The organism is Streptomyces sp. PSU-S4-23 (genome assembly GCF_055632315.1).
Window position 1 is genome coordinate 8,012,091 of sequence record NZ_JBVMUU010000002.1, and the last position, 25,493, is coordinate 8,037,583.

Genomic DNA, 25,493 nt, shown 5'->3' on the forward strand with positions numbered 1-25,493 from the left:
CGTCCGACCAGGAGTCCCGTCGTGCGTACCGTCCACTTCGCGGCAGCCCGTCGCACCCCCATCGGAAAGCTGCGCGGCGCCCTGGCCTCCGTACGGCCCGACGACCTGGCCGCGACGGTGATCCGCGGCCTGATCGCCGACGTGCCGGCCCTCGACCCGGCCCGCATCGACGACGTCTACTGGGGAGCCGCCAACCAGGCCGGTGAGGACAACCGCAACGTCGCCCGGATGGCCGTGCTGCTCGCCGGCCTGCCCGAGTCCGTGCCGGGTGCCACGGTCAACCGGCTGTGCGCCTCCGGCCTGGAGGCGGTGACGACCGCCGCCCGCGCCATCGCGGCGGGCGAGGCCGACATCGTGGTGGCGGGTGGCTCCGAGTCCATGAGCCGCGCCCCCTTCGTGCTGCCCAGGCCCGACGAGGCCCTGCCGCACCGGATCGAGACCGCGGACACCCGCCTGGGCTGGCGCCTGGTCAACCCGGCGATGAAGGACCTCCACGGCCTGCTGGCCATGGGGGAGACCGCCGAGGAGGTGGCCGAGCGGTACGGCGTGCCGCGCGAACGCCAGGACGAGTTCGCGCTGCGCAGCCACCGGCAGGCCGCGGACGCCCGCAAGAACGGTTGCTTCGACGACGAACTCCTGCCCGTGACCCGCCCCGACGGTGTCGTGGTGACCGCCGACGAAAGCGTGCGCGAGGACACCTCGTACGAGAAACTGGCCCGCCTGAAGCCGGTGTTCCGCGACGGCGGCACGGTCACGGCGGGCAACGCCTCGCCCATGAACGACGGCGCGGCCGGACTCCTCCTCGTCAGCGAGGAGGCGCTGAACGAGCTCGGGCTCGAATCCCTGGGCCGCTACGTCGCCGGTGCCTCGGCCGGCGTCCACCCGGACGTCATGGGCATCGGCCCCGTGCCAGCCACCCAGAAGGCCCTCGCGCGCGTCGGCTGGAGCATCGGCGACATCCAGGAGGCCGAGCTCAACGAGGCGTTCGCCGCCCAGTCCCTCGCCTGTGTCGACCGCCTCGGCCTCGACCCCGAGCTGGTCAACCCGACCGGCGGCGCCATCGCACTCGGCCATCCGCTCGGCTGCTCCGGCGCACGCATCCTGACGACCCTGCTGCACCGCATGCGCCGCACCGGCTCCCGCCGCGGACTCGCGACCATGTGCGTGGGGGTCGGGCAGGGCAGCACGGTGCTGGTCGAACGGCGCTAGAGGGCCTCCGGGAGGCCGAGGCGATCCCGGCCGGGGCCGGGCCGTCGCGGGGCCACGTGGCGAGACACTCCTTACGCGGCCAGATGCATGGACATAGCATCGGTCCCCGCATGAACACGATGACGCTCTGGGACATATCCCTGTGGGGGTTCGCCGCGCTGGCCGCCGCGGCGATGCTCGTCGGCTTCTCCAAGACCGCGGTGAGCGGCGCCAACACGGTCAGCCTGGCGATCTTCGCGGCCGTGCTGCCCGCCCGCGCCTCGACCGGTGTCCTGCTGCCCGTGCTGATCGTCGGCGACGTCCTCGCCGTCCTCACCTACCGGCGGCACGCCCACTGGCCCACCCTGTGGCGTCTGTTCCCGGCGGTCGCCGGGGGTGTCGTGCTCGGCACGCTGTTCCTGGTGTGGGCCGACGACGCCGTCGTACGGACGTCGATCGGCGCGATCCTGCTGCTGATGGCGGCGGTCACGGTCTGGCGCCGCCGCAGCGCCGGCCAGGAGGACGAACCCGACTCGGTGACCACACGCGCCGGGCGGCTCAAGGCCCGCTCCTACGGCGTCCTCGGCGGCTTCACCACGATGGTCGCGAACGCGGGCGGTCCCGTGATGTCGATGTACCTCCTGTCCGCGGGCTTCCGCAAACTGGGCTTCCTCGGCACCTCCGCCTTCTTCTTCCTGATCGTCAACGTCTCCAAAGTGCCCTTCAGCGCCGGCCTCGGCCTGATCGACGGTCGCTCACTGCTGCTGGACGCGGCGCTCGCGGTGTTCGTGGTGCCGGGCGCGGTCATCGGCAGGTGGGCGGTGAACCGGATCAACCAGCGACTCTTCGAGCACCTGGTGATCGCGGCCACGGTGCTCGGCGCGATTCAGCTGCTGCTGCGCTGAACGCGGCCGGGCGGGCGCCGGAGCAGCGCGGGGAGGTCCGCGAAGGAGTCGAGGACGTGGTGGGGCTCGCCGCTCGCGTCCCGGTGGGTCTGCGGCAGGTACTTGCCGGTCTTCACGAGGACCCCGGTGATCCCGGCGCGCTGGGCCGCGAGGACGTCGGACTCGATGTCGTCGCCGACCATCAGCGTCCGGCCGGCGTCCGCCCCGAGGTGGGCCAGCGCCGCCTCGAAGAACGCGGGCGACGGCTTTCCGGTGACCTCGGCCTCCGTGCGCGCGGCCTTCTCCAGCCCGAGCAGGAACGCCCCCGAGTCCAGTTGCAGCCCTCGCTCGGTGCGCCAGTAGAGGTTGCGGTGCATGGCGACCAGCCGCGCCCCTTGCTGGAGATGGCCGAAGGCGCGGTCGAGCGCCTCGTAGCCGAACTCGGGACCGGCGCCGCCGACGATCACGACGTCGGGGACGGCGCCGGAGCCGTCGACGAGGTCGACACCGACGAGATCCTCCCGGATGTCACCGCTGTTGAGCAGCCAGCACCGCGCGCCCGGACAGTGCTCGGCGAGGTGGGCGGCGGTGACCGCGGGCGCGGTGAGGATGTCCTCGGCGGTCACGGGGAAACCGGCCGCGGAGAGGGCCCCGGCGATCGACGCGCGGGTGCGGGAGGTCGTGTTGGTGAGCAGCGCGACGGCGAGACCGGAGTCGCGGATCTCCCGCAGTGCCTCGACCGTGCCCGGCAGGGGCTGCCATGAAACGGTGAGAACACCGTCGATGTCGATGAGCACCGCACGCACGGAATCCATGCCAGGACGATAACGAGCGCCGTGCCGGGGCGCCGAGACCTCCTCGGCCCCGCGCGTCCGCCGGGCCTCCGCGAGGGCGGGTGCGGACGCCCCGTAGCCTCGACGTCATGCCCCCGCACATCCTGGTCCTCGGCGGCACCACCGAGGCCCGCGAACTCGCCGCGTCGCTCATGTCCCGCCCCGGCGTGCGGGTGACCACCTCCCTGGCCGGACGGGTGAGCCGGCCGGGAACGCTCGACGGCGACGTGCGCGTCGGGGGCTTCGGCGGCGCGGAGGGGCTGGCCGCCTGGCTGCGCGACCACCGCGTCGACGCGATGGTGGACGCCACGCATCCGTTCGCCGCCGGCATCACGGCGAACGCGGCGCGGGCCGCGGCGGCCACCGGCGTCCCCGCCGTGGTACTGCGCAGGCCCGGCTGGAGCCCCGGGCCCGGCGACCGCTGGCAGGAGGCGGCCTCGCTCGCCGAGGCCGCGACCCTGCTCCCGCCGCTCGGCCCGCGTGTCTTCCTCACCACCGGCCGGCTGGGGCTCGCCGCCTTCGCGCACCTGACGGAGCTGCACTTCGTGGTGCGGTCGGTGGAGCCGCCCGGGCCGCCCCTGCCGCCGGGCGCGGAAGTGCTGCTGGCCCGCGGGCCTTTCACGGTCGACGGCGAGGCCGCGCTGCTGCGCGAGCACCGCATCGACGTGCTCGTGACCAAGGACAGCGGGGGAGCGGCGACGGCGGCCAAGCTCACGGCCGCCCGGAGCCTCGGGCTCCCCGTGGTCGTCGTGCGCCGCCCGCCCCTGCCCGAGGGGGTGACGGCGGTGCCGGACGTGTCCGCGGCGCTGTCCCTGCTGGGGTTCGGCCCCCGGTGACAGCCGCGCCGGATCCGGCACCGGCCGACGGTGTGGGACATCGGGCGGCGCCGGGTGCCGGCGTACCGCCGTGCCGGGCGACCGCCGGGGTCCGGGCGTCGGCGGTGCGCGCGGGCGGTGCCGCTACGCGGCGGGGCCGCCCGGGTCCCGCGGATGTCTGCGCAGCAGATACGTGTCCATGATCCAGCCCTTGCGCTCGCGGGCCTCCGCGCGCAGCCGCCCGATCCGCTCGGCCGCCTCCGCCAGGGGGCCGGAGACGAGTATCTCGTCCGGTGTGCCGATGTACGCGCCCCAGTAGATGTCGATGTCCTGGTCCGCGTACTGCCGGAAGGTCTGGTGGGCGTCGAGCATCACGACGACGTCGTCGGCGCCCTCGGGGAAGCCGTCCGCGAGCCTGCGGCCCGTGGTGATCTGGACGGGCCGGCCCACTCGGTTGAGCCCGGTGCGGTGCCTGGCGGCGAGGGCCGAGACGCTGCTGATACCGGGCACGACCTCGTACGAGAACGTCACCGTGCCCCGGTCCAGGATCTCCTCGAGGATGCCGAGCGTGCTGTCGTACAGCGCGGGGTCGCCCCACACCAGGAACGCACCGCTCTCGTCCTCGCCCAGCTCCCGTGCGATCAACCGCTCGTAGACGTCGGCGCGCGCCGAGCGCCAGTCGCCGACGGCGGGGGAGTAGGCGGTGCCGCCCGCGGCCCGGTCGCGCTCGGGGTCGCGGGCCTCGACCAGGCGGTACGTCCCCTTGGGCAGGTGCGTGTCGAGGATGTCACGGCGGAGCCCCACGAGGTCCGACTTCACCTCGCCCTTGTCGAGGATGAAGAACACATCCGTGCTCTTCAGCGCCCTGACCGCCTGCAGGGTGAGCTGGTCGGGGTCGCCCGCCCCGATGCCGATGACATGAATCCTTCGCACACCGAGAGTCTGCCGTACGCCACCGACAGCCCGCGCACGCCCCTGCCTCTGCCCGCCCTAGGGCCGCTTCCCGCGCAGCCGGGGCGCCCACGCCCGCGCGTCGACACCGGCCGCGTCCCGCTCCAGGACCGCGGCCAGTTCCCTTGCCCAGGCCACCAGTTCCCCCACCTCGATGTCGTAGGGACTGGACCGGTCCGCCCCGGCCGCCCACTCCTCGACGGCCCCCGCGCCGCGCCGCAGCAGCCGGGCGCCGCCGGTCGCGTTGCCGCGGGCCGCGTGCGTGAGACCGACCGCCAGCTGGGCGAGCCCGCGCCACAGGGCGCGGTCCTCGTCGGTCCCCGACTTCCAGGCGTCCTCGAAGACCTCGTGCGCATGGAACGGCAGCCCGGCGTCGAGCAGGGCCTGGGCTTCGGCGACGGTGTCCTCGGGGCTGCGCGCGACGCCCTCCGGCTGCCGCGCCACACCCTGGGAACCGTACGGCAGGGGCCGGCCCAGGCCGTCCCGGGGCCGTGCGTTGCGGGCCCGTCCCTCCGCGTCCCGGTCGCGGTCCGGGCCCGACCCGACATCCGATGCGTCGCTCATACCCCCGATTGTCCCGCGTCCCCCGCCCTTTTCGAGGCAGCCCGCGTCGTGGGGTAAAGTGCTGTTGCGCGATCACGCGGAACACCGCGGGAAGCGCAACGGGACGTGGCGCAGCTTGGTAGCGCACTTGACTGGGGGTCAAGGGGTCGCAGGTTCAAATCCTGTCGTCCCGACGTAGAGATCGATGAATCTCGCAGCTGAGGGGCGCTCTTCGGAGCGCCCCTCACGCGTCGGCGGGCCAGGCGGCCGGTGCCGCGCGTTCGGCGGTGAGGTGGCGGGGCGTCACCTTTCCGTTCGCCCCACGTCGATGCCGAGTGCCGCCCACAGCTCCCGCTCGACGCGGCTCGGCGGGGTGGTGCAGTACCGCTCCGGGTGCCCGGCCGGCGGGCCCTGCGGAGCGAGGTCCGGGCCGGGGTAGGGGTAGTGGACGCCGGGCAGCGGCCCGACGGTGAAGGCGCCGATGCCGCCGAGCTGGAGGAACAGCTTCAGTGCGACGGCGTTGGCCCTGCCGAGCCAGAGCCTCACCCTCATCCCGCCCCCTCCTCTTCCGTTCGGGGCCAGCCCCGAGGCCGTCCCCGGGCGCCCCCCCGGTCGGCACCCATGGTCACCGCTCGCCCTGAAGCGCCGCTAAAAGGCGGGTTGTGGCACGGCCCAACGGCACGGCATGAAAATTTCATATCCCGAGGCAACAAATTTCCCGGCCGAAATCATGATCGGCTAAGTGTCGTCACGGGCGGCAACGTGCCAATGTTCCGGCAGGCGGAAGGAGCAGTGGCATGGAGATCGGCGTTCTCGGGCCGCTCGTGGTACGCATCGACGGCACCTCCGTGGTGCCGAGCGCGGCCAAGCCGCGCCAGATGCTTGCGCTGCTGGCGGTCAATGCGGGCTGGGACGTGAATGTGACGACCCTGACCGAGGAGCTGTGGGACGCGAGCCCCCCCAGCGGGCCCGCGGGTGTGGTGCAGACCTATGTCAAGCAGCTCCGCCGGGCCATCGCCCTCGCCCTGGGACCGGAGCGCGAGTGCACCGCGAAAGAGGTGCTGAGCCGCGGCTACACCGGGTACGCGCTGAATCTGCCCGCGCCCGTCATGGAGGCCGACGTCTTCCAGCAGCTGACCGGCCGCGGGTTGCGCGCTCTGGCCGGCGGTGACGACGAGACCGCTGCGAAGCTGCTGGGGCAGGCGCTCGCCATGTGGCGCGGGCCGGTGCTGGCCGACGTACGCATCGGACCCGCGCTGCGCGTGGAGCTCCTGCGGCTGGAGGAGACACGGCGCTCCGCGCTGGAGGGGCGGATCACCGCGGACCTGCGGCTCGGCCGGCACGCCGAGGTGATCGGCGAACTCCTCGCGCTCACCGAGCAGTTCCCGCTGCAGGAGAGCCTGCACGCCCTGCTGATGCTGGCGCTCTACCGGTGTGGACGCTCGTGGCAGGCGCTCGAAATTTTTCGCAAGCTACGCGCGTCGACCGTCGAAGAGCTAGGGATAGAGCCCTCCTTGCGCGTCCAGCAGCTGCACCGCGCGATCCTGGCCGCCGATCCCCAGCTCGACGTCACCGTGCCGAGTTTGGCGGCCTTTTAGCGGTCCCGCGCACTATGGGGGCCGCGCCGGCCGGCCGGCGCCCGGGCACCGACGTACCGCGGACCCGGCCGGACCGCTCATCCCCTGGACGGAACCGAGACGGAGCACCATGACGCGATACCTGTCCTGGAGGCGCCCGGACCACGAACCGGGCCCCGCGACACGGCTGTTCTGCTTTCCGTACGCGGGGGGCGGAGCCTCGGCGTACCGGCGGTGGCAGCGTGGCCTCGACGCCCATGACGCCGGAGTACGGGTGATGCCCGTGCAGCTGCCCGGCCGCGAGGGACGGATCAACGAACCCAGGTTCACCGATCTGGACGCCCTCATCGACGACCTGGACGCTCAGCTCGACGACGAGCTGGGCGAGCCCCACATCCTCTACGGGCACAGCATGGGGGCGCTCATCGCGTACTCGCTCGCCCGGCGGCGGCAGCGGCGCGGCGCGGCCCTGCCCCGGGCGCTCGTGCTGAGCGCCTACCGCGCCCCGCACCTGCCGGCCCCGCCGATCGCCGACCCGGACGCCGCGGACGAGGAACTCGTCGCCGCCCTGGTGGAACTCGGCGGCATCCCGCAGGCGCTGCTCGACCATCCGGAGTTCCTCTCCGTGCTGCTCCCGGTGGCCCGCGACGACCTCCGGCTGTGCCTCGGCAGCGTCGCCGCGCACACCGAGCCGCTGCAGGTACCGCTGCACCTGTTCGCGGGACGCGGGGACCGGCTGGTCACCGTGCCCGAGATGCTCTCCTGGCGGCGGCACGCGGGGCGCGGATGCGAAGTGCGTACGATGTCCGGCGGGCACTTCTTCGTCAAGTCGGACGAAGACGCCTTCCTGCGTGAACTGGCATCCCTGACACGCCGGTACGCCACCGAGCGGGTCGGGGTCTGAAGGCCGGCACGGCGGCCGGGGCGTGAGAATCTCACGTTTCGGCCCTTCCCGGGTCATGCCGGGCCCCTGCCGGCACCCCCGCGGCGGCGTCGGCCGCCCCCGGCCGGGTGCCGCCCCGAACTGTGTGCGGATCCACCGCGAAAGGAGCACGTCCCGTGACACACGACGCCGCGGAGGGCGCCGTCCGGAGCTCGGCCTCACGGCCGGCCCGGGTCGCCTGGGGGCTGCTGTCCGCCCTCCTGCTGATCTGGGTCGTGCTCGAGGCGGTGAAGCACGGCGGATGGGTGATCGTCGCGGCGGTCACCGGTGTCGTCGCACCCGACCTGTCGTTCCTCGTCGGTGCCTCCGGCCCGCACGGGCACGGCCAACTGCCCCGGAAGACCGTTCCGGTCTACAACCTCGTGCACCGGCCCGCAGTGGCCCTCGCCGTCATGCTCACCTGCCTGGTGCCCGACTCCCCGGGCGTCGCCGTCCCCCTGTTCACCTTCGGCCTGGCCTGGATGCAGCACATCGCCTCCGACCGGGCCTTCGGGTTCGGCCTGCGCACCGCTGAAGGCTGGCAGCGCTGACCCACGGCAACGACGGCACGACGACGGCCCACCGTCCCCCGGAAGGGACGTGGGCCGTTCCGCGTCCGCGGCGCTTTGGTCCCGCGCAAGCCCGTGCTGCGAGGCTCGTCCGGGTCCCCCGACAGCGACTCTCGCCGCGCGTCGGACACCCGGACCGCCGCATACAAGTACCCGCTGAGCACCGGTTGCCGGAGGAAACGCATGGAAACGACGGACACAACGGATACGACGGAGACGACGCACGACGGGCCGGAGACCGTCCGGCCCATACTGGACTACCCGTTCCACCGCCCTTCCGCCGTCGAAGTGCCCCCCGTCTACGAAGAGTTGAGGGCCAAGTGCCCCGTCGCCCACGTTCGGCTGCCCAGCGGCGACGAGGGCTACGTGGTGACCCGCTACGACGATGTGCGCACCGTTCTCGCGGACGCCAGGTTCAGCCGGGCCGCCACCATCGCCCCCGGCGCGCCGCAGCTCACCGCCACACCTCCCGTTCCGGGCAGCCTGTTCACCACGGACGCGCCCGAGCACACCCGGCTGCGCAGGCTCGTCTCCCGCGTGTTCACCGCCCGCCGCGTGCAGAACATGCGTCCCCGGATCCAGGAGCTGACCGACGGTCTTCTGGACGCCATGGAGAAGCTCGACGGGCCGGTCGACCTCAACACGGCCCTGGCCTTCCCGCTGCCGGTGATGGTGATCTGCGAGCTGCTCGGTGTGCCCTTCGAGGACCGCGACCGGTTCCGCGAGTGGTCGGACGCCTTCGTCTCGCTGACCGCGCACACCCCGGAGGAGACCGCCGCTCAGCGCCAGCAGATGATCGAGTACCTGGCGGCACTGGTCAAGCGCAAGCGGGAGGAGCCGACGGACGACCTGATGGGGGCGCTCGTCGCCGCCCACGACGAGGAGGGCAGCCTCAACGAGTACGAGCTGATCGTCATGGCGGCGACCATCCTCGTCGCCGGCCACGAGACCACCGTCAGCATGATCGGCAAGATGGTCCTGACCCTGCTGCGCCATCCGGAGCACATGGCCACGCTGCGCGCGCACCCCGAGATGATCGACCACGCCATCGAGGAGCTGCTGCGCGTCAACCCGATCGGTGACGGAGGCCCGCTGCGGATCACCCTGGAGGACGTCGAGGTCGGCGGCACCGTCATCCCCGAGGGCAGCGCCGTCCTGGCCGCGGTCTGCTCCGCCAATCAGGACCCCGCGCGCTTCGCCGGTGCGTCGGCGGACGAGTTCGACCCCACCCGGCCCGACGCCGTCCACCACCTCGCGTTCGGCCACGGCCCGCACTTCTGCCTGGGCGCCGCGCTGGCCAGGGCGGAGCTGCAGATCGTCATCTCGTCGCTGCTGAACCGCTTCCCGGGCCTGCGGCTCGCGGAGGAGGTCGATGCCCTGGAGCTGACGACCGGGATGATGGTGCACGGCCTGACCCGGCTGCCCGTCACCTGGTGACGGACCCGGCAGAGCGCCGCCCGGCCGTCACCTGATGACGGCCGGGCGGCGGCACGACAGGCCCGTCCGGGACGGCCCCCGCCCTCTCCCGCCCGGTACGGCGGCCGGGGAAGGGCCCACCCCGGCGGGGCGGCCGGCCCCGGGGGCGGGCACGACGAAGACCACGGCCCGTACGCTTCGTGCGGGCCGTGGCCGTGCGCGGTGCGCCCGGCCCCCTCAGCGGTCTCCGGGCAGACCGGTCACACGCGGGTGGCGGGCGACTGCGCCTCCACGGCGTGCGGCCCGGGCTTCTGCAGCTGGAAGTACGCGCCTCCCAGCACCTTCTCCTTCAGCTTCTGGCTCTGATCGACCACCCGGTACAGCGAGCGGCGGAAGACACCGCCTGCGCCGTGCAGGGCGAACAGCCGCTCCTGCCGCAGCTGCAGACCGCGCGACTTGTCGACGGACGCCTCCCGCGACCGCTGGAACGCCTCGCTCGCCCGCAGCAGCGCGGCCTCGCTCCCGCCCTGGTCGAACGCGTCGCGCACCAGCGGGGCCAGTGTCACCGCGTCGATGATCGCGTGATTGACGCCCTGTCCGAGGATCGGCGTCAGTGTGTGCGCGGCGTCGCCGATCAGGACCAGGCCCGGCATGGACCAGCGCGGCACCAGCGCGGTGAAGATGTCCAGCAGTGTGGTGTCGGACCAGGAGCGGATCTCGCTGCGCACCGACCCGGACAGCTCGGGAGCGAGCCGGTCCAGCCGCTCGTACAGCGCGGGCAGGCCCTGGGCGCGCAGTTCCTTCAGCCCGCCCTTGGGGATGTTGAAGCCGACGCGCACACTGTCCGGGCGGGTCGGGATGAACAGCCCGTGCTGATCGCCGTTGATCCGGATGCGATACGTACGGTCGTCCCACTCGGGCGGGAACGGCAGCTTCAGCCACACCACGTCACGGTCCAGCGGCAGCTTCGTGTACGTCAGGCCCGACATCTCGCGGACCTTGCTGAACCGGCTGTCCGCACCCACCGTGAGGGCCGCCCGCACCGTGATCTCGCCCTCCGGGGTGCGCGCCGTCACCCCCTTGACCGGACCGCTGTCACCCCCGGCACGCACCAGGCGGTTCACCGTCGCCCGGCGCACCAGGGTGAAGTGGTCCGAGTACTCCTCCTGACCGAGCCCGGCCAGGGCCGACAGCAGAGCGGGCTGGGGCATCTCCACCGGATACGGGTGCGGGTACGGGAAGCGCCGGAAGTCGGCGCGCAGCACCGTGCTGCCGGAGTCGACGATCTCCATGCGGTGCATCTGCTGGTAGGCGCCCTCGAGCCGGTCGAGCACGCCCAGCCGGTCGAGCAGCCACACCGAGTCGGGGGAGACCGACTCGCCCCGGAACGACCGGTCGAAGTGGCCGCTCTGCTCCAGGACCACGACGGACACCGAACGCTTGGCGAGTTCCACGGCCAGCGTGAGCCCCGCCGGGCCTCCCCCGACCACGCATACCTCTGCGGTCAGCTCAGTTGTCATCGTCACTGCTGCCTTTCGGGACGAGGTCATGGTCCGCCGATGGTCCGCACCTCGCCTAAAGCACCTCTTGCGGGGCACCGCGTGCCACCGGGGACGGGCCCCGGGCGCAAGCCCGTCTTTAGGGCCGGGGCCGAAGCTCCGGACAGCCCGCCCGCTCCGGCAGAGAGGCGAACAGACCGTGAGCACAGCAGTGAAGACGTCCGGCCCGGGGCACACCGCGCCCGCCGGCCCCCTGGACCGGCTGCGCGCGTTGCACGGCGAGAAGAGGCTCGCCGACGAGTACCCGTCGGTGTCCGGACTCCTCGCTGAACTCGCCCAGTCCGACGACGCGTTCAGCCTGCTCGCGCGCGCGGGCCGACTGCTCGCCAAGGTCGCCCCCGAGGACGTCGCACAGCGGCATCCCACCGTGGTGCCCGCCACCGTCGCCGTCACCGGACACGGCACGCTCGACGGGCTGACGGCACCGCTCACCGCCGAACTGGCCCGCCATGGCATCCCGTCGCGTGTCAAGACCGGCGACTACGACTCCTGGCAGCGCGATCTGCGGGACACCGGCAGCGACGTCTACGCGCCCGGCACCGAACTCACCCTCTGCCTCCTCGACGCCCAGATCGTCTTCGACGAACTGCCCCTGCCCTGGGGCCCGGAGGACGTCGCCAGGACCGCCGCCGCCAAACTGGAGCTCCTCGACCGGCTCGCCGCCCACTACGACGAGCACGGCACCGGCACCCTGGTGCTCAACACCCTGCCGCTGCTGCGCACCCACACCCACCAACTGGTCGACCATCGCTCCCGCACCGAACTGTCCGCCGTCTGGCGCGAGTTCAACGCCGGGCTGCTGCGGCTCGCGGCCGCGCACCCGCGGCTGCACATCGTCGACCTGGAGCCGCTGGTGGCCGAGGGCGGACCGGTCCGCGACCCCCGGCTCGCCGCCTACGCCAAGGCGCACCTCGGCGAGGAGGTGCTCGCGCGGTACGCGCGCGAGGCGGGCCATCTGCTGCGGGCGCTGCGCGGCAGGGCCAAGAAGCTCCTCGTCCTGGACCTCGACAACACCCTCTGGGACGGCATCCTCGGCGACGACGGGCCCGACGGCATCGCAGCCGCCACCACCTACCGGGGTGAGGCCTTCGGCCGGTTCCAGCGGGTGGTCAAGCAGATCGGCGGCCAGGGCGTGCTGCTCGCGGTGTGCAGCAAGAACGACCGCGAGCCGGTGCTCGACGTGCTCCGCGACCACCCCGACATGACCCTGCGCGAGGCCGACTTCGTCCGGATCAGCGCCGACTGGGAACCCAAGGACGGCAACATCCGGGACATCGCCGCCCGGCTCAACCTCGGTACCGACAGCTTCGTCTTCGCCGACGACTCGCCCTTCGAACGGGGCCTGGTGGCGTCCTCGCTCCCCGAGATCGCCGTGATCGGTCTCGACGAGGAACCGGCGCTGCACATCGACCGGCTGCTCGCCGACGGCTGGTTCGACGTAAGGGAACTGACGACCGAGGACCGGGGCCGCGCCGTGCAGTACCGCCAGGAGGCGGAACGGCAGGACCTCCAGCAGACCACCGGCTCGATGGAGGAGTACCTGCGCGCCCTCGGCGTCGAGGTCGAGATCGCCCCGGTACGCGACCACGAAGTGGCCAGGGTCGCCCAGATCACCCTGCGCACCAACCAGTTCAACCTCACCACCCGCCGGCTCCAGCCGTCCGACGTCCGTGAGCGGCTCGACTCGCCGGGCCACCTGGTGCTGGCCGTGCGCTCCCGCGACCGCTTCGGTGACAACGGGGTCGTCGGCGCCCTCTTCGCACACCGGCAGGACGAGGCCCTGCGCATCGACAACATGCTGCTCAGCTGCCGGGTCTTCGCCCGCGGCATCGAGCAGGCCACGATCGCCGCGCTGCTGGAGCACGCCGTGGACTCGGGTGCGGCCGAAGTACGCGCGAGCTACCGGCCCACCGCCAAGAACCACAAGGTGCGCGACTTCTACCCGTCGCTCGGCTTCGAGCGGGTCGCCGAATCGGCGGACGGCACGGTCGAGTTCCGGCACCCGCTCACCCGGCTGCCCGACGTGCCCGGGCACGTGGCCCTCGACGCGGGCTTCGGGAACGCCGCGAGATGACCCGGGCCCCGGCCCGCACCGGGCTGCCAGGAGCCGACCGCCCGCCGGCCGGCACGGGGCTGCCAGGAGCCGGCCGCCCGCCGGCCGGCACGGGGCTGCCAGGAGCCGGCCGCCCGCCGGCCGGCACGGGGCTGCCCGGGGCCGACCGCCCGCCGGCCCGCACGGGGCTGCCCGGGGCCGGCAGCCCGCCGGTCACCGGGATGCCGCCCGCCGCACGCCCGGCCGACCCCACGCCCGGCCGCGCGGGCCCCGCACCACCCCACCGTGTACCGGGAACGCACAAGCGTCTCCTTAGCGCCCCGGACGACGATCGTGATGTCAGAGCAACCCGTGCCGGCGCCACGCCAGCGGATCTCGGAGAGGTCGGGGAAAGACGTTGACGAACTTCCGAACCTTCACAGAACTGGTTCTGGAGCGCACCGAAGCCCGCGGCGCCGCGGATGCCTTCATCTTCCTGCCGGACGACGCCCATGGCTCGGTGCCGCAGCACCTCACGTCCGCCGGGCTCCACCAGGAGGCGCGCCGGATCGCGTCCTGGCTCCAGGAGCGCGGAGCCACAAACCGTCAGGTCCTCCTGCTGTACCCGTCGGGCCTGGACTTCATCAAGGCGTTCACCGCCTGCCTGTACGCCGGTGCCGTGGCCGTGCCCGGACCGCTGCCCGCCGAGCAGGGCCAGCACTTCGCCCGGGTCTCCGGCATCCTGCGCGACGCCGAGGCGTGCGCCGTGCTCACCGACTCGGCCAACGCCCCCCAGATCTCCGCCTGGCTGGCCGAGGAGGGCTTCACCGACGTGCCGTGCCTGGCCACCGACGATCCGGCGCAGGGCGATGCGGATGCCTGGCACGCGCCCTCCCTCACTCCTGACAGCCTGGCCTTCCTGCAGTACACCTCCGGCTCGACCAGCGAGCCCAAGGGGGTCGCGGTCTCGCAGCGCAACCTGCTCGCCAACCAGGCGGCGATCCAGCGGTCGATGGGCACCGGCCCGGAGACCGTGTGCGGCGGCTGGCTGCCCTTCTACCACGACATGGGCCTGATCGGGCACATCCTCCACCCGCTCTACCTGGGCACCCCCGCCACCCTGATGGCCCCCTTCACCTTCCTCAAGCGCCCCTACAGCTGGCTGAAGATGATCGGCGACTACGGAGTCACCACCGGCGGCGGTCCCAACTTCGCGTACGACCTGTGCGTGCGCAGGGTCACCGACGCGCAGCTGGAGACACTCGACCTGTCCACCTGGACAGGCGCCAACAACGGCGCCGAACCGGTCAGGGCCGAGACGATCCGTGCCTTCACCGAGCGTTTCGCCCCGGCGGGATTCCGCCCCGAGGCCATGTTCCCCTGCTACGGCATGGCCGAGACGACCCTGCTGGTCTCCGGCACCCCGCGCACCGTCGCCCCCCGCGTTCTCGACGTCGACGCCGAGGCCCTGGAGCGCGGCGAACTGGCCGACCCGGGCGAGGACGGCCCCACCCGCTCCCTCGTCAGCAGCGGGATCGCGCGGGACTTCGACATCAGCATCGTCGACCCGGAGACCCACGTCGAGAAGCCCCAGGGGCACGTCGGCGAGATCTGGCTCAAGGGCGACAGCGTCGCCTCCGGCTACTGGAAGCGGCCGCAGACCAACAAGGAGATCTTCGACGCGGCGATCTCCGACGGCATGGGCGGACACGACGGCGGCGGCTGGCTGCGCACCGGTGACATGGGCGTCCTGAAGGACGGCGAACTCTACGTCACCGGCCGGCTCAAGGAGATGGTCATCCTGGCGGGCCGCAACCTCTATCCGCAGGACGTGGAACGCGCCGTCCAGCTGACGGACAAGGTGTTCCGCATCGGCGGGGGCGCCGTCTTCGCCGTCGACACCGACCGTGAACACCTGGTGGTCGTCCAGGAGATCCGGCCCGGCAGCCTCTCCACCGACCTGCAGACCATCGCCTCCGGCGTCCAGAGGTTCATCAGCAAGGAGTTCAGCGTTCCGGCCGGCAACGTCCTGCTGGTCCGCCCCGGAACCATCCGCAAGACCACCAGCGGCAAGATCCAGCGGACCCTGATGCGCAAGCTGTTCCTCGAGGGCCGGATCCCCGCGCTGCACGAGGTCCTGGAGCCGGCCGTCCGCGAACTGATCGCATCCGCCGAGGCAGGCGACCCCGCCGGCGCCGGTGCCCAGTCCCTGGAAACGGTGGTCTGACATGGAACACCCGCCCTACCGGCTCGCGGAGGAACTCGACCGCTTCCTCGGAGACCCCGACGATGCCGGGGAGGTCTTCTCCTACGCGCGCTGCGTGGAACTCGACGACAACGAGGAGTTCCCCGCCGACATCGTCCGCCGCTTCCAGGAGTGGGGCCTGTCCGACCACTACGTACCGGTCGAGTACGGCGGCAGGCTGCGCGACTACGAGCAGGTGCTCCAGCTCGTCCGGACCGTCGCCCGCCGCGACATGACCTGCGCCATCGGCCACGCCAAGACCTACCTCGGCGGGGTGTGCGTATGGGTGGCGGGCTCCGCGGAGCAGGGCGCCGCGCTCGGCGCCGACATCATGGCCGGGGTCCCGGTCTCCCTCGGCCTCACCGAACGCGAGCACGGCAGCGACCTGCTGGCCACTGAGGTGCGTACGGACGAGAAGGCGCCCGACACCGCGGACCACTGGCTGGTCAGCGGCGAGAAGTGGCTGATCAACAACGCCACCCGGGGGTCGGTGCTGTCGGTGCTGACCCGCACGCATCCGGACGGGGGCCCGCGCGGTCTCAGCGTCCTCCTCGTGGACAAGCGCGAACTCGACGAGGGCACCTTCCGCCATCTCCCGAAGATCCGCACCCACGGCATCCGCGGCGCCGACATCTCCGGCATCGCCCTCGACGGCGCCCGGGTGCCGCGCAGCGCCCTCGTCGGTGCCGAGGGCGCCGGCCTGGAGATCGTGCTGAAGGCGCTCCAGATCACCCGCGCCATGGTCTCGGCACTGTCGCTCGGCGCCGGCGACCACGGGCTGCGGCTCGCGCTGGACTTCGCCGAGGAGCGCGAGCTGTACGGCCGGCGGCTGATCGACCTCCCGCAGGCCCGGCAGGTGCTGGCCGGCGCCGCCGCGGACGTACTGATGCACGAGGCGGTCAGCATGGTCGCCGCCCGTGCCGTACAGGCCCAGACGGCGGAACTCAGCGTCACCTCGGCCGTCACCAAGTACCTGCTGCCCACCTCCACCGACCAGGTCCTCGCCGATCTGAAGGGGCTGCTCGGCGCCCGCGCCTTCCTCAAGGGCGTCTACGCCGACGGCCGGTTCCAGAAGCTCGAGCGCGACCACCGCCTCGTCGGGCTCTTCGACGGCAACACCCTGGTCAACCTCAACTCCCTGGTCAACCAGTTCCGTTCACTGGTCCGCGGCTTCGGGCGAGGCACCGGCGACACGGCGGGCAGCGACATCGCCTGCGACCTCGGCGCACCGCTGCCGCCTCTGGACCCCTCGAAGCTGTCACTGGTCGCCCGGCAGGGCAGCGGAGTCATGGCGGGGCTCGCCGCCTCCGTCGACGAGATCAACCGGCGCGCGGCACTGAATCCCGCACTCGCCCCGGTGGCCGAGGCCGCGCAGCGACTGCTCGCCGTCACCACCGCGGTGCACGCCGAGATGGAGGAGTACAAGAGCGTCCTCACCGAGGTCCCGCCCGCCGCCTTCGAGGTCGCGTGCCGCTACGCCCTGTGCTGGGCGGGGGCGGCCTGCCTCGGCCTGTGGACGCACAGCAGCGACCACGTCCGCGACGACCCCGGCACCGGGGCGCTGTGGCGCGAAGGCCTGTGGCTGCACACCGCTCTCGACCGGCTGCTTGTCCGCCTCGGCGAACCGGCGGTGGCCGGACAGGAGACGTACGAAGAACTGCTCGGCGCCCTGCGGGCGGCCCGCTCCTCGGGCCGGCTGTTCTCGCTGCTGCCGCAGCGGCGCCCCGAGCGGCAGCCCGCGACGCCCGAGGTGGCCGCCAACGAGACTGAGAGGACGTCATGATCGGCACAGAGCCCCAGGGCGCGCACCCGGCGACCGCCGTCATACGGGACGGTCAGGGGATGCCCGGCCAGGAGGCGCGGGCAGCGGCACGCGTAGCCGAACTGGACCGACGGCTGGGCGACCCCACAGACGAGAGCAACCAGCTGTCCTACACCCGGCTGCTCGAGGCGGACGAGGCCGGTGTGCTCTCCGAGGCCGGCGAGCGCGCCCTCGACGAATTCGGGCTCGGCGCCGAGTTCGTGCCGCCCGCCGAGGGCGGCCGCCTGGAGCGGCTGGACACCCTGATCCGCGTCATGCGGCAGGTGTTCCGCCGCGACGTCGCCCTCGGCCTCGGTTACGGCATGACCTCCTTCATGGCCGCCGTGAACGTCTGGGCCGCCGGGGACGCCGCGCAGCGTGAACGCGTCGCGCGGATCCTCACCGGCGGCGGCAAGATCTCGGTCGCCTACCACGAACTCGCGCACGGCAACGACTTCGTGCGCAACGAGTTCGAGGCCCGCCCCGCGCAGGGAGGCGGATATCTGCTGAACGGCACCAAGCAGGTCATCAACAACGTCCACCGCGCGGACGCCTGGGTCCTGTTCAGCCGCACCGACGCCGCACCGGGCAGCCGCAGCCACTCCGTGCTCCTCGTCGAGCCCGAAGGGCTCGACACGGACACCTGGCAGGTACTGTCCCGGTACGACACCGTCGGCGTGCGAGGCTGCCGCCTGGCCGGGCTCCGGTTCGACGACACACCCGTGCCCGCCTCGGCCCTCGTCGGTGAGAGAGGCAAGGGAGTCGAGACCGCCCTGCGCGCCTTCCAGGTCACCAGGGCCGCGCTGCCCGGCATGGCGGTCGGCACCACCGACACGGCCCTGCGGACCGTCGTGCGCTTCGCACTGGGCCGGCGCCTGTACCGCAAGACCGTCATGGAGATCCCGCACGCCAGGGCCACCCTGTCCGGGGCCTTCACCGACCTGTTGACCTGCGACAGCCTCTCCCTGGCCGCGACCCGGGCGGTGCACCTGCTCCCCGAGCAGACCAGCGTCTTCGCCGCCGCCACCAAGTACCTCGTCCCGCGGCTGCTCACCGACACCATGCACGAACTCTCCATCGTGCTCGGGGCCCGCTTCTACATCCGCGACGGCGAGTACGGCATCTTCCAGAAGCACCTGCGCGACCTGCCGGTGCTCAGCCTCGGCCACGCCGGCTCCGCGGCCTGCCAGGCCACGATCATCCCCCAGCTGTCCCGGCTCGCCCGGCGCTCCTGGTTCACCGACGAACCGGCACCCGGGGAACTCTTCCGGCCGCGCGCGGAGCTCCCGGACATCCCCTTCGAGCGGCTCACCCTGGCGAGCGGACGGGACGGGCTCAGCGCCACACTGGTGGCCGCCGTGGACGGGCTGCCCGGCGCGGCACCCGAGGAGCGGGCCGTCCAGGGGCTCGCGCTGACGCTGGTGGACGAGCTGCGGCAGGTCCAGGAGGCGAGCCGCGCGCTCGCACCCGAGGACCGTACGGCGCTCGCCGGCCCCGCCGCCTTCGCCCTCGCCGACCGCTACGCCCACCTGCTCGCCGCCGCGTCGGCGATCGGTGTCTGGCAGCAGGCGTCCCGCGACGGCGGCGACGCGTTCCTCGCCGACCCCGCCTGGCTCGCGGCCGCACTGCACCGGCTCGCCCAGCGGCTCGGCCGCCGGCCCGCCGCGCTCCCCGTGTCCGTCGAAGCCCGGATGCACGAGGAAGTACTGCGCAGGTTCCATGCGCGCAGCAGCTACGACCTGTACGACACCCCGCTCACCGGCTGACCGACACCAGCCGGTCCCCGAGGGACCCCCCGGCCGGCCCGCAACGGCCGGCGCGCCCCAGCACAGCAAGCGAATCCGCTCACCCCGCCGAGGAGTGCACCATGCCCGTTCCGACCACCGGACACACCACCGAGTCTCTGACCATGTGGTTGGCCGAGCGCATCGCCCTCTACCTCAAGCGGCAGCCCGCCGAGATCGACCCGGACGTGCCCCTCGCGGAGTACGGCCTCGACTCCGTCGCCGCCCTCAGCCTGTGCGGAGACATCGAGGACGACTTCGACCTCGTGATGGAGCCCACGGCCGCCTGGGACTACCCGACCGTCCACGCGCTCGCCGGCCACCTCATGGAGGAGTTCGCCGCGGCCGCCCCGAAGGACGGCGGCGCTTGATGGATCCCATAGCCATAGTCGGCATCGACTGCAGATTCCCGGGGGCGCCCGACACCGGCGCCTACTGGGACCTCCTGATGCGGGGCGCGGACGGGGTGGGGGAGGTGCCCCGGCAGCGGTGGGATGCCAAGGAGTTCTACTCCCAGGCCGGGGAGGAAGGACACACCAACACCACCGAGGGCGGCTTCATCGCCGACCCGGACGCCTTCGACAACGAGTTCTTCACCATCTCGCCGCGCGAAGCAGCCGCCATGGACCCCCAGCAGCGGCTGCTGCTGCAGTCCGCGTGGCGGGCGGTCGAGGACGCGGGCATCCCTCCGCGGAGCCTCGCCGGCACCCCGACCGGGGTCTTCGTCGGCATCATGGGCAACGAGTGGGCGCAACTGCACCTCACCGACTACGCCAACGTCACCGCCCAGGTCGGCTCCGGCAACGGCTACTGCATGACCGCCAACCGGATCTCGTACCACCTCGACCTGAAGGGCCCCAGCCTCGCCGTCGACACCGCCTGCTCCTCCTCGCTGGTCGCCGCGCACCTCGCGGTGAACGCCCTGCTGTCCGGGGAGTGCGACCACGCCCTCGTCGGCGGTGTCAACGTGGCCCTCACCCCGGCTCTGTCGATCTTCTACACCCAGGCCGGGCTCTCCGCTCCCGACGGGCGCTGCAAGCCCTTCAGCGCCGAGGCCGACGGCATCGGCCGCGGCGAGGGCGTCGGTGTGGTCGTGCTGCGCAGACTGCGGGACGCGCTCGCCGACGGGCAACGCGTGTACGCCGTCATCCGCGGCATCGCCGTCAACCAGGACGGCCGCAGCAACGGGCTGACCGCGCCCAACCGCTGGGCCCAGCAGGACGTACTCGCCGCCGCCTACCGCAGGGCGGGGGTCGAGCCCTCCGACGTGGCCTTCACCGAGGCACACGGCACCGGCACCAGCCTCGGCGACATGATGGAGATCAAGGCGCTCGGCCACCACCACGCGGGCCGCGCCGGCAAACCCATGGCGCTCGGCTCGGTCAAGGGCAACCTCGGCCACACCGAGGGCGCCGCCGGCATCGCGGGACTGATCAAGGTCGCCCTGTCCCTGCACCACCGGGTGGTCCCCGCCAGCCGCTTCGCCGCCAAGGAGAGCAAGCGGCTCAACCTGCGCGACCACGGGCTGCGGCTCCTCAAGGCACCGCTGCGGCTGCCCGCCGGCCCCGCCGTCGCCGGACTCAGCAGCTTCGGCATGGGCGGCACCAACGCCCACGCCGTCCTGGAGTCCGCGCCCCCCGAGGCCGCCCGCCCCCGGCCCGAGGACGACGCCCCCGTGGGCGGCATCGGCGCCGCCGTGTTCACCCTCACCGCGCCGAACGCCGACGCGCTGCGCCGCAACCTGCTGGCCCAGGCCGACGCGGCGGCGGCCCGCCGCGTACCGCTGGGCCCGCTGGCCCGGTCCAGCAACCGCGTCAAGGCCGGCCACCGCCACCGCTTCGCGGCCGCCGCCGGCGACACCGGTGAACTCGTCGCCAGGCTGCGCGAGGCCGCCACCGACCCCGGGCTGCTGGCCCGGTTCTCCGGCAGCCCCGACGGCCGGCCCCGCGTCGCGTTCCTGTTCACCGGGCAGGGCTCGCAGTACCCCCGGATGACCGCCGCACTGTACGAACGGTCGCCGCTGTACCGGCACTTCCTCGACGAGGCCGACGCCGCGCTGCTGCCGCACACGGGACGGTCCGTGCGCGACCTGGTCCTCGCCGGTGACGAGGCGGTCCACAGCACACGGTGGACGCAGCCCGCCCTGTTCGCCGTCGGCTACGCCCTCGGCCGGACCCTGGAGGCACTCGGCGTGCACCCCGGGATGCTCCTCGGCCACAGCGTGGGCGAGTTCGCCGCCGCCGTCCTGGCCCGGGCGCTCCCGCTGGACGGCGCCGCCCGGCTGGTCGCCGCCCGCGGCGCTCTGATGCAGGAACTCCCCGCGGGCGGGGGCATGCTGGCCGTCAGGGCCGCCAGGGAGGACCTCGAGGAGCGGATCGCACCGGAACCGCTGATCGGTGTGGCCGCGGTCAACGGCCCGACCTCCACCGTGCTCTCCGGGGACCTGGAGGCGCTGGAACGGATCGGCGCCGAGATCGAGGCCCAGGGGCTCAGCACCCGCAGGCTCCAGGTCTCCCACGCCTTCCACTCACCGCTGATGCGGCCCATGCTGGCCCGATTCGCGGCGATCGCCACCGAGGTCGGCGGGGGAGTACCCGAGATCCCGGTCTACTCGACCGTTCGCGGCCGGGTGCTCGACGGAGAGGCGATGGACGCCCCGTACTGGGTGGAACACATCGGCGCCACCGTCCTGTTCGGGGACGCGGCCGCCGCGCTGCTCGCCGGAGGACCGACCCACCTCGTGGAGATCGGCCCTCAGCCGGTGCTCTCCGGGATGGTGCGCCGCCTCGGCCACCCCGCCCCGGGGACGGGCCCGGCACACGTCCTGCCGGTACGCGGCCCCGAATCCGCCGGCCGGGACCTCGCCGAGGCCCTCGCCGAACTGTACCGGGGCGGCGTCGAACCCGACTGGGACGCCGCGTACACACCCGGGGAACGGGTCGCCCACCCGCTGCCGCCGTACGCCTTCTCGACGGAACACCGCTATTGGGCGAGGAACCCGGTACGGGGTCCGGGAACGGTCGCCGTCCCGGCGGCCGAGCCGGCGGCCGCCGCGCTCGCACCGCACCGGGAGGCGGAGACCGCCACCGCGTCCGTCCTCACCCTGGACCTGCCCGCCGGCCCGGCGGACCCGGTCGCGGAAGCCGTCCTCGGCGCCGTCCGGCTGGTCGGCGGCTACACCGACGCCGACGTCGTCCTCCACGACCGGCTCTACGAGGACCTCGGCTTCGACTCCGTCATGATCATGGAACTCAAGAACCGGCTGGAGGCCCGGCTCGCGGGCATCGGCACCCTGACGGTCCAGGACCTGCTGCCCCGGCTCTCCTCCGTCGGCGACCTCATCACCTTCCTGCGCGAACTCGGTGCGGCGGTGCCCGTTCCCGCGAGCTTCGGCGACGCGGAGGAGAACCGGACGCTCATGGAAGAAGAGAGGACGGCATGACCACTCCGACCACCCATCTGGCCTCCATCGGCACCGCTCTGCCCGGTGACCCGGTGGACAACGCCACCCTGGCGAAGGTGCTCGGCATCAACGAGGACTGGATCGAGGTCTTCATCGGCACCCGGACGCGGTACTTCGCCCGGGACCTCGGCACCGGAGTGGTGCGCTGGTCGCTCGCCGACCTGTGCGCACAGGCCGCCGAGAAGGCCCTCGCCGCCCCCGGCGTCGACCCGTCCGAGATCGAGTTCGTCGTCCTCGGCACGGCCACTCCCGACACCCTGATGCCCGCCACGGTCAACCATGTCGCCGACCAGCTCGGCCTGGACCAGGTGCCCACCTTCCAGCTCCAGTCCGGCTGCGCCGGCGCCGTACAGGCCCTGGGCGTCGCCCAGTCGATGATCGCCTCCGGCCAGTACCGCACCGGTCTCGTCATCGGCGGCGACGTGTGCAGCAAGCACCTCGACCTCCAGCGTGACGTGTCCGGCGCCGCCTCCAGCGACCTCGTCAACTACGTCCTGTTCGGCGACGGCGCGGGCGCGGCCGTGCTCACCGACGAGCCGCGCGGACAGCGCGTCGCGCTGCGCCACGTCCTCAACCGTTTCACCGGGCTGGGCCGCAAGCCGGGTCAGGTCATCGAGTGGTTCGGGCTCGCCGACCGGTACGACGACCGGCAGGCCGTCACCGAGGACTACAAGGCCATCGAGGAGTCCGTGCCCGTCATGGCCGTGGAGATCCTGTGGGAGATCCTCGGCGAACTCGACTGGGAGGCGGACCGGCTGGACTACCTGCTGCCGCCCCAGCTCTCGGGCCGGATGACCCGCCGCATCACCGAGGAACTCGACATGCCGACCGCGGCCGAGGTCTCGTGCGTGGCGGACACCGGCAACAACGGGAACGCCCTGCCCTTCCTGCAGATCGAGAAGTTGCTGGAGCGCATGTCCGACGGCGAGCGGGCCCTCGCGGTCGCCGTCGAGTCCAGCAAGTGGATCAAGGCCGGCTTCGCCCTGGAGAAGGTATGAGCATGGACAGCACCGCCCCCGCGATCGTTCCCGCCCACGGCGGCTTCACCCTCGACGACTATGTGCGTCTGGTCAACGACGAGATCGGCATGCCGCTCGAACCCGAGCAGGTGGCCTGTGACTTCGACGAACTCCCCGACTGGGACTCGCTGTACCTCCTCAAGCTCGTCACCGCACTGGAGCTCGCCACCAGCCGCAAGGTCCCGGTCGGCCGGATCTTCGAGGCCCGCAGCCTCAAGGAGATCTACGACCTGGCGGTGACCGGGTGAGGCCCACCGTCATCGCGGAACGGCGCCGCCGCCACACCCTGTACTTCCTGGAGTGGGCGGCGGCCCAGCGGCCCGTGCACCTGGACACCGACGTCGACATGACCCGTGTCCAGGCACACCGCGCCGCCGCCCGCGACAGCGGCCGCCGCTACTCGGTCGTCAGCTATCTGCTGTACGCCGCCGGGCGGGTCCTCGACCGCCACCCCGAGGCCAACGCCGTCATGGCCCCCGGCTGGCCCGGACCGTTCCGGCGCCCGAGGATCGTCCGCTTCGACGGCGTCACCGCCAAACTCGCCCTGGACCGGCCCGTCGAGGGGGAGCGGACCGTGCTCTCGGCCCTCGTTCCCGGCCTGGAGGCGGCGAGCCTGCGCGAGATCCAGGAACGCGTCGACCGCTACCGGGGCGAACAGGCCGCGGATCTGCCCGAGTTCAAGGGTGTACGGATGCTGGGCCGACTTCCCGTCCCGCTCGGCAGAGCCGCCTTCGCCGCGGCGCTGCGCGATCCCCGCCGGCGTCCCGCAGTCTTCGGCACCGTCTCGGTCAGCTCGCTCGGCCACCGGACCGTCGACGGCTTCCACTCGGCCGGCGGCACCGCCGTGACCCTCTGCGCGGGCCGCGTCGTGGACCGCGCGGTGGTCCGCGACGGCGTCGTGGTGCCCGCGCCGGTGATGCGACTGGGCCTCACCTTCGACCACCGGGTGATCGACGGCGCGGCCGCGGCCGATGTGCTGTCCGATCTCCACGACACGTTGGAGAGTTTCGATGACGGCACCCGGGCGCAGGGCCCCGGGCCGGACCCTCGGGGAGCCGATCGCGATCTGCGGCCCCTCGGCGGACTGGAGCAGAGTACGCGCTGACCTCGACCGGCACGGGGCGGCCGTCCTCTGGGCCCGTCAGGGCGACTGGCGGCCGGAACGGGCGGGCGTGCCGCGGCTGCGCGTGCTCCTGGGGCACGACTGGGAGCGCTACCTGGAGCTGACGCACCCTGGGGTCCGCACCCGGTTCGCGTCCTCCCGCGTTCTGCTCAAGTTCGCCGCCGCCGCCGCGCTCGGCGCACCGCCCCAATCCGTCGAACTCGGCTACGGCCTCACCGGGCGCCCCTTCCTGCGCGGCTACGACGGCGTGCACATCAGCCTCAGCCACACCGACGACCTGCTCCTGGTCGGCCTGGCCGCCGGCGGCGTCATCGGCGTCGACGCCGAGCCCGGCGACCGCGTCCTGTACGGTCCCGGGCTGGGCCGGCACGTGTGCACCCCGTACGAGGTGGAGCGGATCGAGGCCATGCCGGCCGCGGAGCGCAACCCCGCCGTGCTCCGCCTGTGGACCCTGAAGGAGGCCTACACCAAGGCCATGGGCCTCGGCATGCTGTTCCGCTTCACCGACTTCGGCTTCAGCCCGGACCGAGCCCCCACGGAGGTGCTGCGCCCCGACGGCGTCCCGTGCACGGTCGGCGCATGGGCCTTCCACACCCTGTCGATCGGGGACCGCTACACCCTTGCCGTCGCCGTCGGCGACGCCGGCTTCGGCCCCACGGCGGACACGGCGGCGGGCACGTCACTCGATCCCGGCGTCGTCGACGCCCTGGTGGAGGCACTGGGGGAGGAGGAGCGGGAGACGGCTGCGGCCGACGTGTGGTGACGAGGC

At 72.8% G+C, this 25,493-nt stretch carries 22 protein-coding genes and 1 tRNA gene; 18 read left to right on the top strand and 5 right to left on the bottom strand.

The genetic code is table 11. The annotated features are described in order from the left end of the window. The first annotated feature begins 21 nt into the window (after positions 1-21). Together ACZ79I_RS36220 and ACZ79I_RS36225 are read left to right on the top strand one after the other, a co-directional pair. Positions 22-1,209, top strand: coding sequence for a thiolase family protein (locus tag ACZ79I_RS36220; protein ID WP_471503437.1), 1,188 nt, complete (start codon positions 22-24; stop codon positions 1,207-1,209). Positions 1,210-1,319: 110 nt separating this feature from the next. Further along, positions 1,320-2,093: a sulfite exporter TauE/SafE family protein gene (locus ACZ79I_RS36225; RefSeq protein WP_471503439.1), complete on the top strand. Its 774-nt coding sequence runs from the start codon at positions 1,320-1,322 to the stop codon at positions 2,091-2,093. Here the strand turns inward: ACZ79I_RS36225 and ACZ79I_RS36230 are convergent. Continuing rightward, on the bottom strand, positions 2,075-2,887 hold the full coding sequence (locus ACZ79I_RS36230; protein ID WP_471503441.1) for an HAD-IIA family hydrolase: 813 nt from the start codon (positions 2,885-2,887) through the stop codon (positions 2,075-2,077). The genes ACZ79I_RS36225 and ACZ79I_RS36230 overlap by 19 nt on opposite strands. Positions 2,888-2,994: 107 nt before the next feature. Here ACZ79I_RS36230 and ACZ79I_RS36235 point away from each other — a divergent pair, with 107 nt between their 5' ends. Then, positions 2,995-3,741: a cobalt-precorrin-6A reductase gene (locus ACZ79I_RS36235; protein WP_471503443.1), complete on the top strand. Its 747-nt coding sequence runs from the start codon at positions 2,995-2,997 to the stop codon at positions 3,739-3,741. A 123-nt stretch (positions 3,742-3,864) separates the two neighbouring features. Here ACZ79I_RS36235 and cobF read toward each other — a convergent pair whose 3' ends face one another. Beyond that, a complete protein-coding gene (cobF, locus tag ACZ79I_RS36240) occupies positions 3,865-4,653 on the bottom strand; it encodes a precorrin-6A synthase (deacetylating) (protein WP_471503445.1) in 789 nt (262 codons plus the stop codon). A gap of 57 nt (positions 4,654-4,710) precedes the next feature. Continuing rightward, a complete protein-coding gene (locus tag ACZ79I_RS36245) occupies positions 4,711-5,235 on the bottom strand; it encodes a DUF309 domain-containing protein (RefSeq protein WP_471503447.1) in 525 nt (174 codons plus the stop codon). A gap of 99 nt (positions 5,236-5,334) precedes the next feature. On the opposite strand from ACZ79I_RS36245, the gene ACZ79I_RS36250 reads away from it, so the two are divergent. After that, positions 5,335-5,408, top strand: a tRNA-Pro gene (locus ACZ79I_RS36250). Between the two features lie 109 nt (positions 5,409-5,517). Here the strand turns inward: ACZ79I_RS36250 and ACZ79I_RS36255 are convergent. Further along, positions 5,518-5,766 (bottom strand): DUF6059 family protein, encoded by a 249-nt coding sequence (locus ACZ79I_RS36255; protein WP_471503449.1) that lies wholly within the window; start codon positions 5,764-5,766, stop codon positions 5,518-5,520. Positions 5,767-6,011: 245 nt separating this feature from the next. Between ACZ79I_RS36255 and ACZ79I_RS36260 the strand changes: the two genes are divergently transcribed. The 4 genes from ACZ79I_RS36260 (at position 6,012) to ACZ79I_RS36275 (ending at position 9,719) form a co-directional block, all read left to right on the top strand. Then, the gene (locus ACZ79I_RS36260; protein WP_471503451.1) at positions 6,012-6,812 is read left to right on the top strand and encodes an AfsR/SARP family transcriptional regulator; all 801 of its coding nucleotides are present in this window, start codon (positions 6,012-6,014) and stop codon (positions 6,810-6,812) included. A 109-nt stretch (positions 6,813-6,921) separates the two neighbouring features. Beyond that, entirely contained in the window at positions 6,922-7,695 is a 774-nt protein-coding gene (locus tag ACZ79I_RS36265) for a thioesterase II family protein (protein ID WP_471503453.1), read from the top strand. 155 nt (positions 7,696-7,850) lie between these two features. Further along, positions 7,851-8,264 carry a DUF4260 family protein gene (locus tag ACZ79I_RS36270; protein ID WP_471503455.1) on the top strand — a complete coding sequence of 138 codons (414 nt, stop codon included), beginning with the start codon at positions 7,851-7,853 and terminating at the stop codon, positions 8,262-8,264. Positions 8,265-8,465: 201 nt separating this feature from the next. Continuing rightward, entirely contained in the window at positions 8,466-9,719 is a 1,254-nt protein-coding gene (locus tag ACZ79I_RS36275) for a cytochrome P450 (protein WP_471503457.1), read from the top strand. Between the two features lie 239 nt (positions 9,720-9,958). Here ACZ79I_RS36275 and ACZ79I_RS36280 read toward each other — a convergent pair whose 3' ends face one another. Beyond that, positions 9,959-11,218 (bottom strand): FAD-dependent oxidoreductase, encoded by a 1,260-nt coding sequence (locus ACZ79I_RS36280; RefSeq protein WP_471503459.1) that lies wholly within the window; start codon positions 11,216-11,218, stop codon positions 9,959-9,961. 178 nt (positions 11,219-11,396) lie between these two features. Between ACZ79I_RS36280 and ACZ79I_RS36285 the strand changes: the two genes are divergently transcribed. From ACZ79I_RS36285 to ACZ79I_RS36330, 10 genes are all read left to right on the top strand, one after another. Beyond that, on the top strand, positions 11,397-13,331 hold the full coding sequence (locus tag ACZ79I_RS36285; RefSeq protein WP_471503461.1) for an HAD-IIIC family phosphatase: 1,935 nt from the start codon (positions 11,397-11,399) through the stop codon (positions 13,329-13,331). Between the two features lie 376 nt (positions 13,332-13,707). Next, positions 13,708-15,516: a fatty acyl-AMP ligase gene (locus ACZ79I_RS36290; protein WP_471503463.1), complete on the top strand. Its 1,809-nt coding sequence runs from the start codon at positions 13,708-13,710 to the stop codon at positions 15,514-15,516. A gap of 1 nt (position 15,517) precedes the next feature. Then, positions 15,518-17,317 carry an acyl-CoA dehydrogenase family protein gene (locus tag ACZ79I_RS36295; RefSeq protein ID WP_471503465.1) on the top strand — a complete coding sequence of 600 codons (1,800 nt, stop codon included), beginning with the start codon at positions 15,518-15,520 and terminating at the stop codon, positions 17,315-17,317. Beyond that, the gene (locus ACZ79I_RS36300) at positions 17,314-19,101 is read left to right on the top strand and encodes an acyl-CoA dehydrogenase (RefSeq protein ID WP_471503467.1); all 1,788 of its coding nucleotides are present in this window, start codon (positions 17,314-17,316) and stop codon (positions 19,099-19,101) included. The genes ACZ79I_RS36295 and ACZ79I_RS36300 overlap by 4 nt, the downstream gene beginning before the upstream one ends. A gap of 101 nt (positions 19,102-19,202) precedes the next feature. Beyond that, a complete protein-coding gene (locus ACZ79I_RS36305) occupies positions 19,203-19,490 on the top strand; it encodes an acyl carrier protein (protein ID WP_381080313.1) in 288 nt (95 codons plus the stop codon). After that, entirely contained in the window at positions 19,490-22,561 is a 3,072-nt protein-coding gene (locus ACZ79I_RS36310) for a type I polyketide synthase (protein ID WP_471503469.1), read from the top strand. The genes ACZ79I_RS36305 and ACZ79I_RS36310 overlap by 1 nt, the downstream gene beginning before the upstream one ends. Beyond that, entirely contained in the window at positions 22,558-23,580 is a 1,023-nt protein-coding gene (locus ACZ79I_RS36315) for a 3-oxoacyl-ACP synthase III family protein (protein WP_471503471.1), read from the top strand. The genes ACZ79I_RS36310 and ACZ79I_RS36315 overlap by 4 nt, the downstream gene beginning before the upstream one ends. Before the next feature lie 2 nt (positions 23,581-23,582). Next, positions 23,583-23,849, top strand: a complete 267-nt coding sequence (locus ACZ79I_RS36320; protein ID WP_471503473.1) for an acyl carrier protein — start codon at positions 23,583-23,585, stop codon at positions 23,847-23,849. Then, a complete protein-coding gene (locus ACZ79I_RS36325; RefSeq protein ID WP_471503475.1) occupies positions 23,846-24,706 on the top strand; it encodes a 2-oxo acid dehydrogenase subunit E2 in 861 nt (286 codons plus the stop codon). The genes ACZ79I_RS36320 and ACZ79I_RS36325 overlap by 4 nt, the downstream gene beginning before the upstream one ends. Then, a complete protein-coding gene (locus ACZ79I_RS36330) occupies positions 24,612-25,487 on the top strand; it encodes a 4'-phosphopantetheinyl transferase family protein (protein WP_471503477.1) in 876 nt (291 codons plus the stop codon). The genes ACZ79I_RS36325 and ACZ79I_RS36330 overlap by 95 nt, the downstream gene beginning before the upstream one ends. Positions 25,488-25,493: the final 6 nt, after the last annotated feature.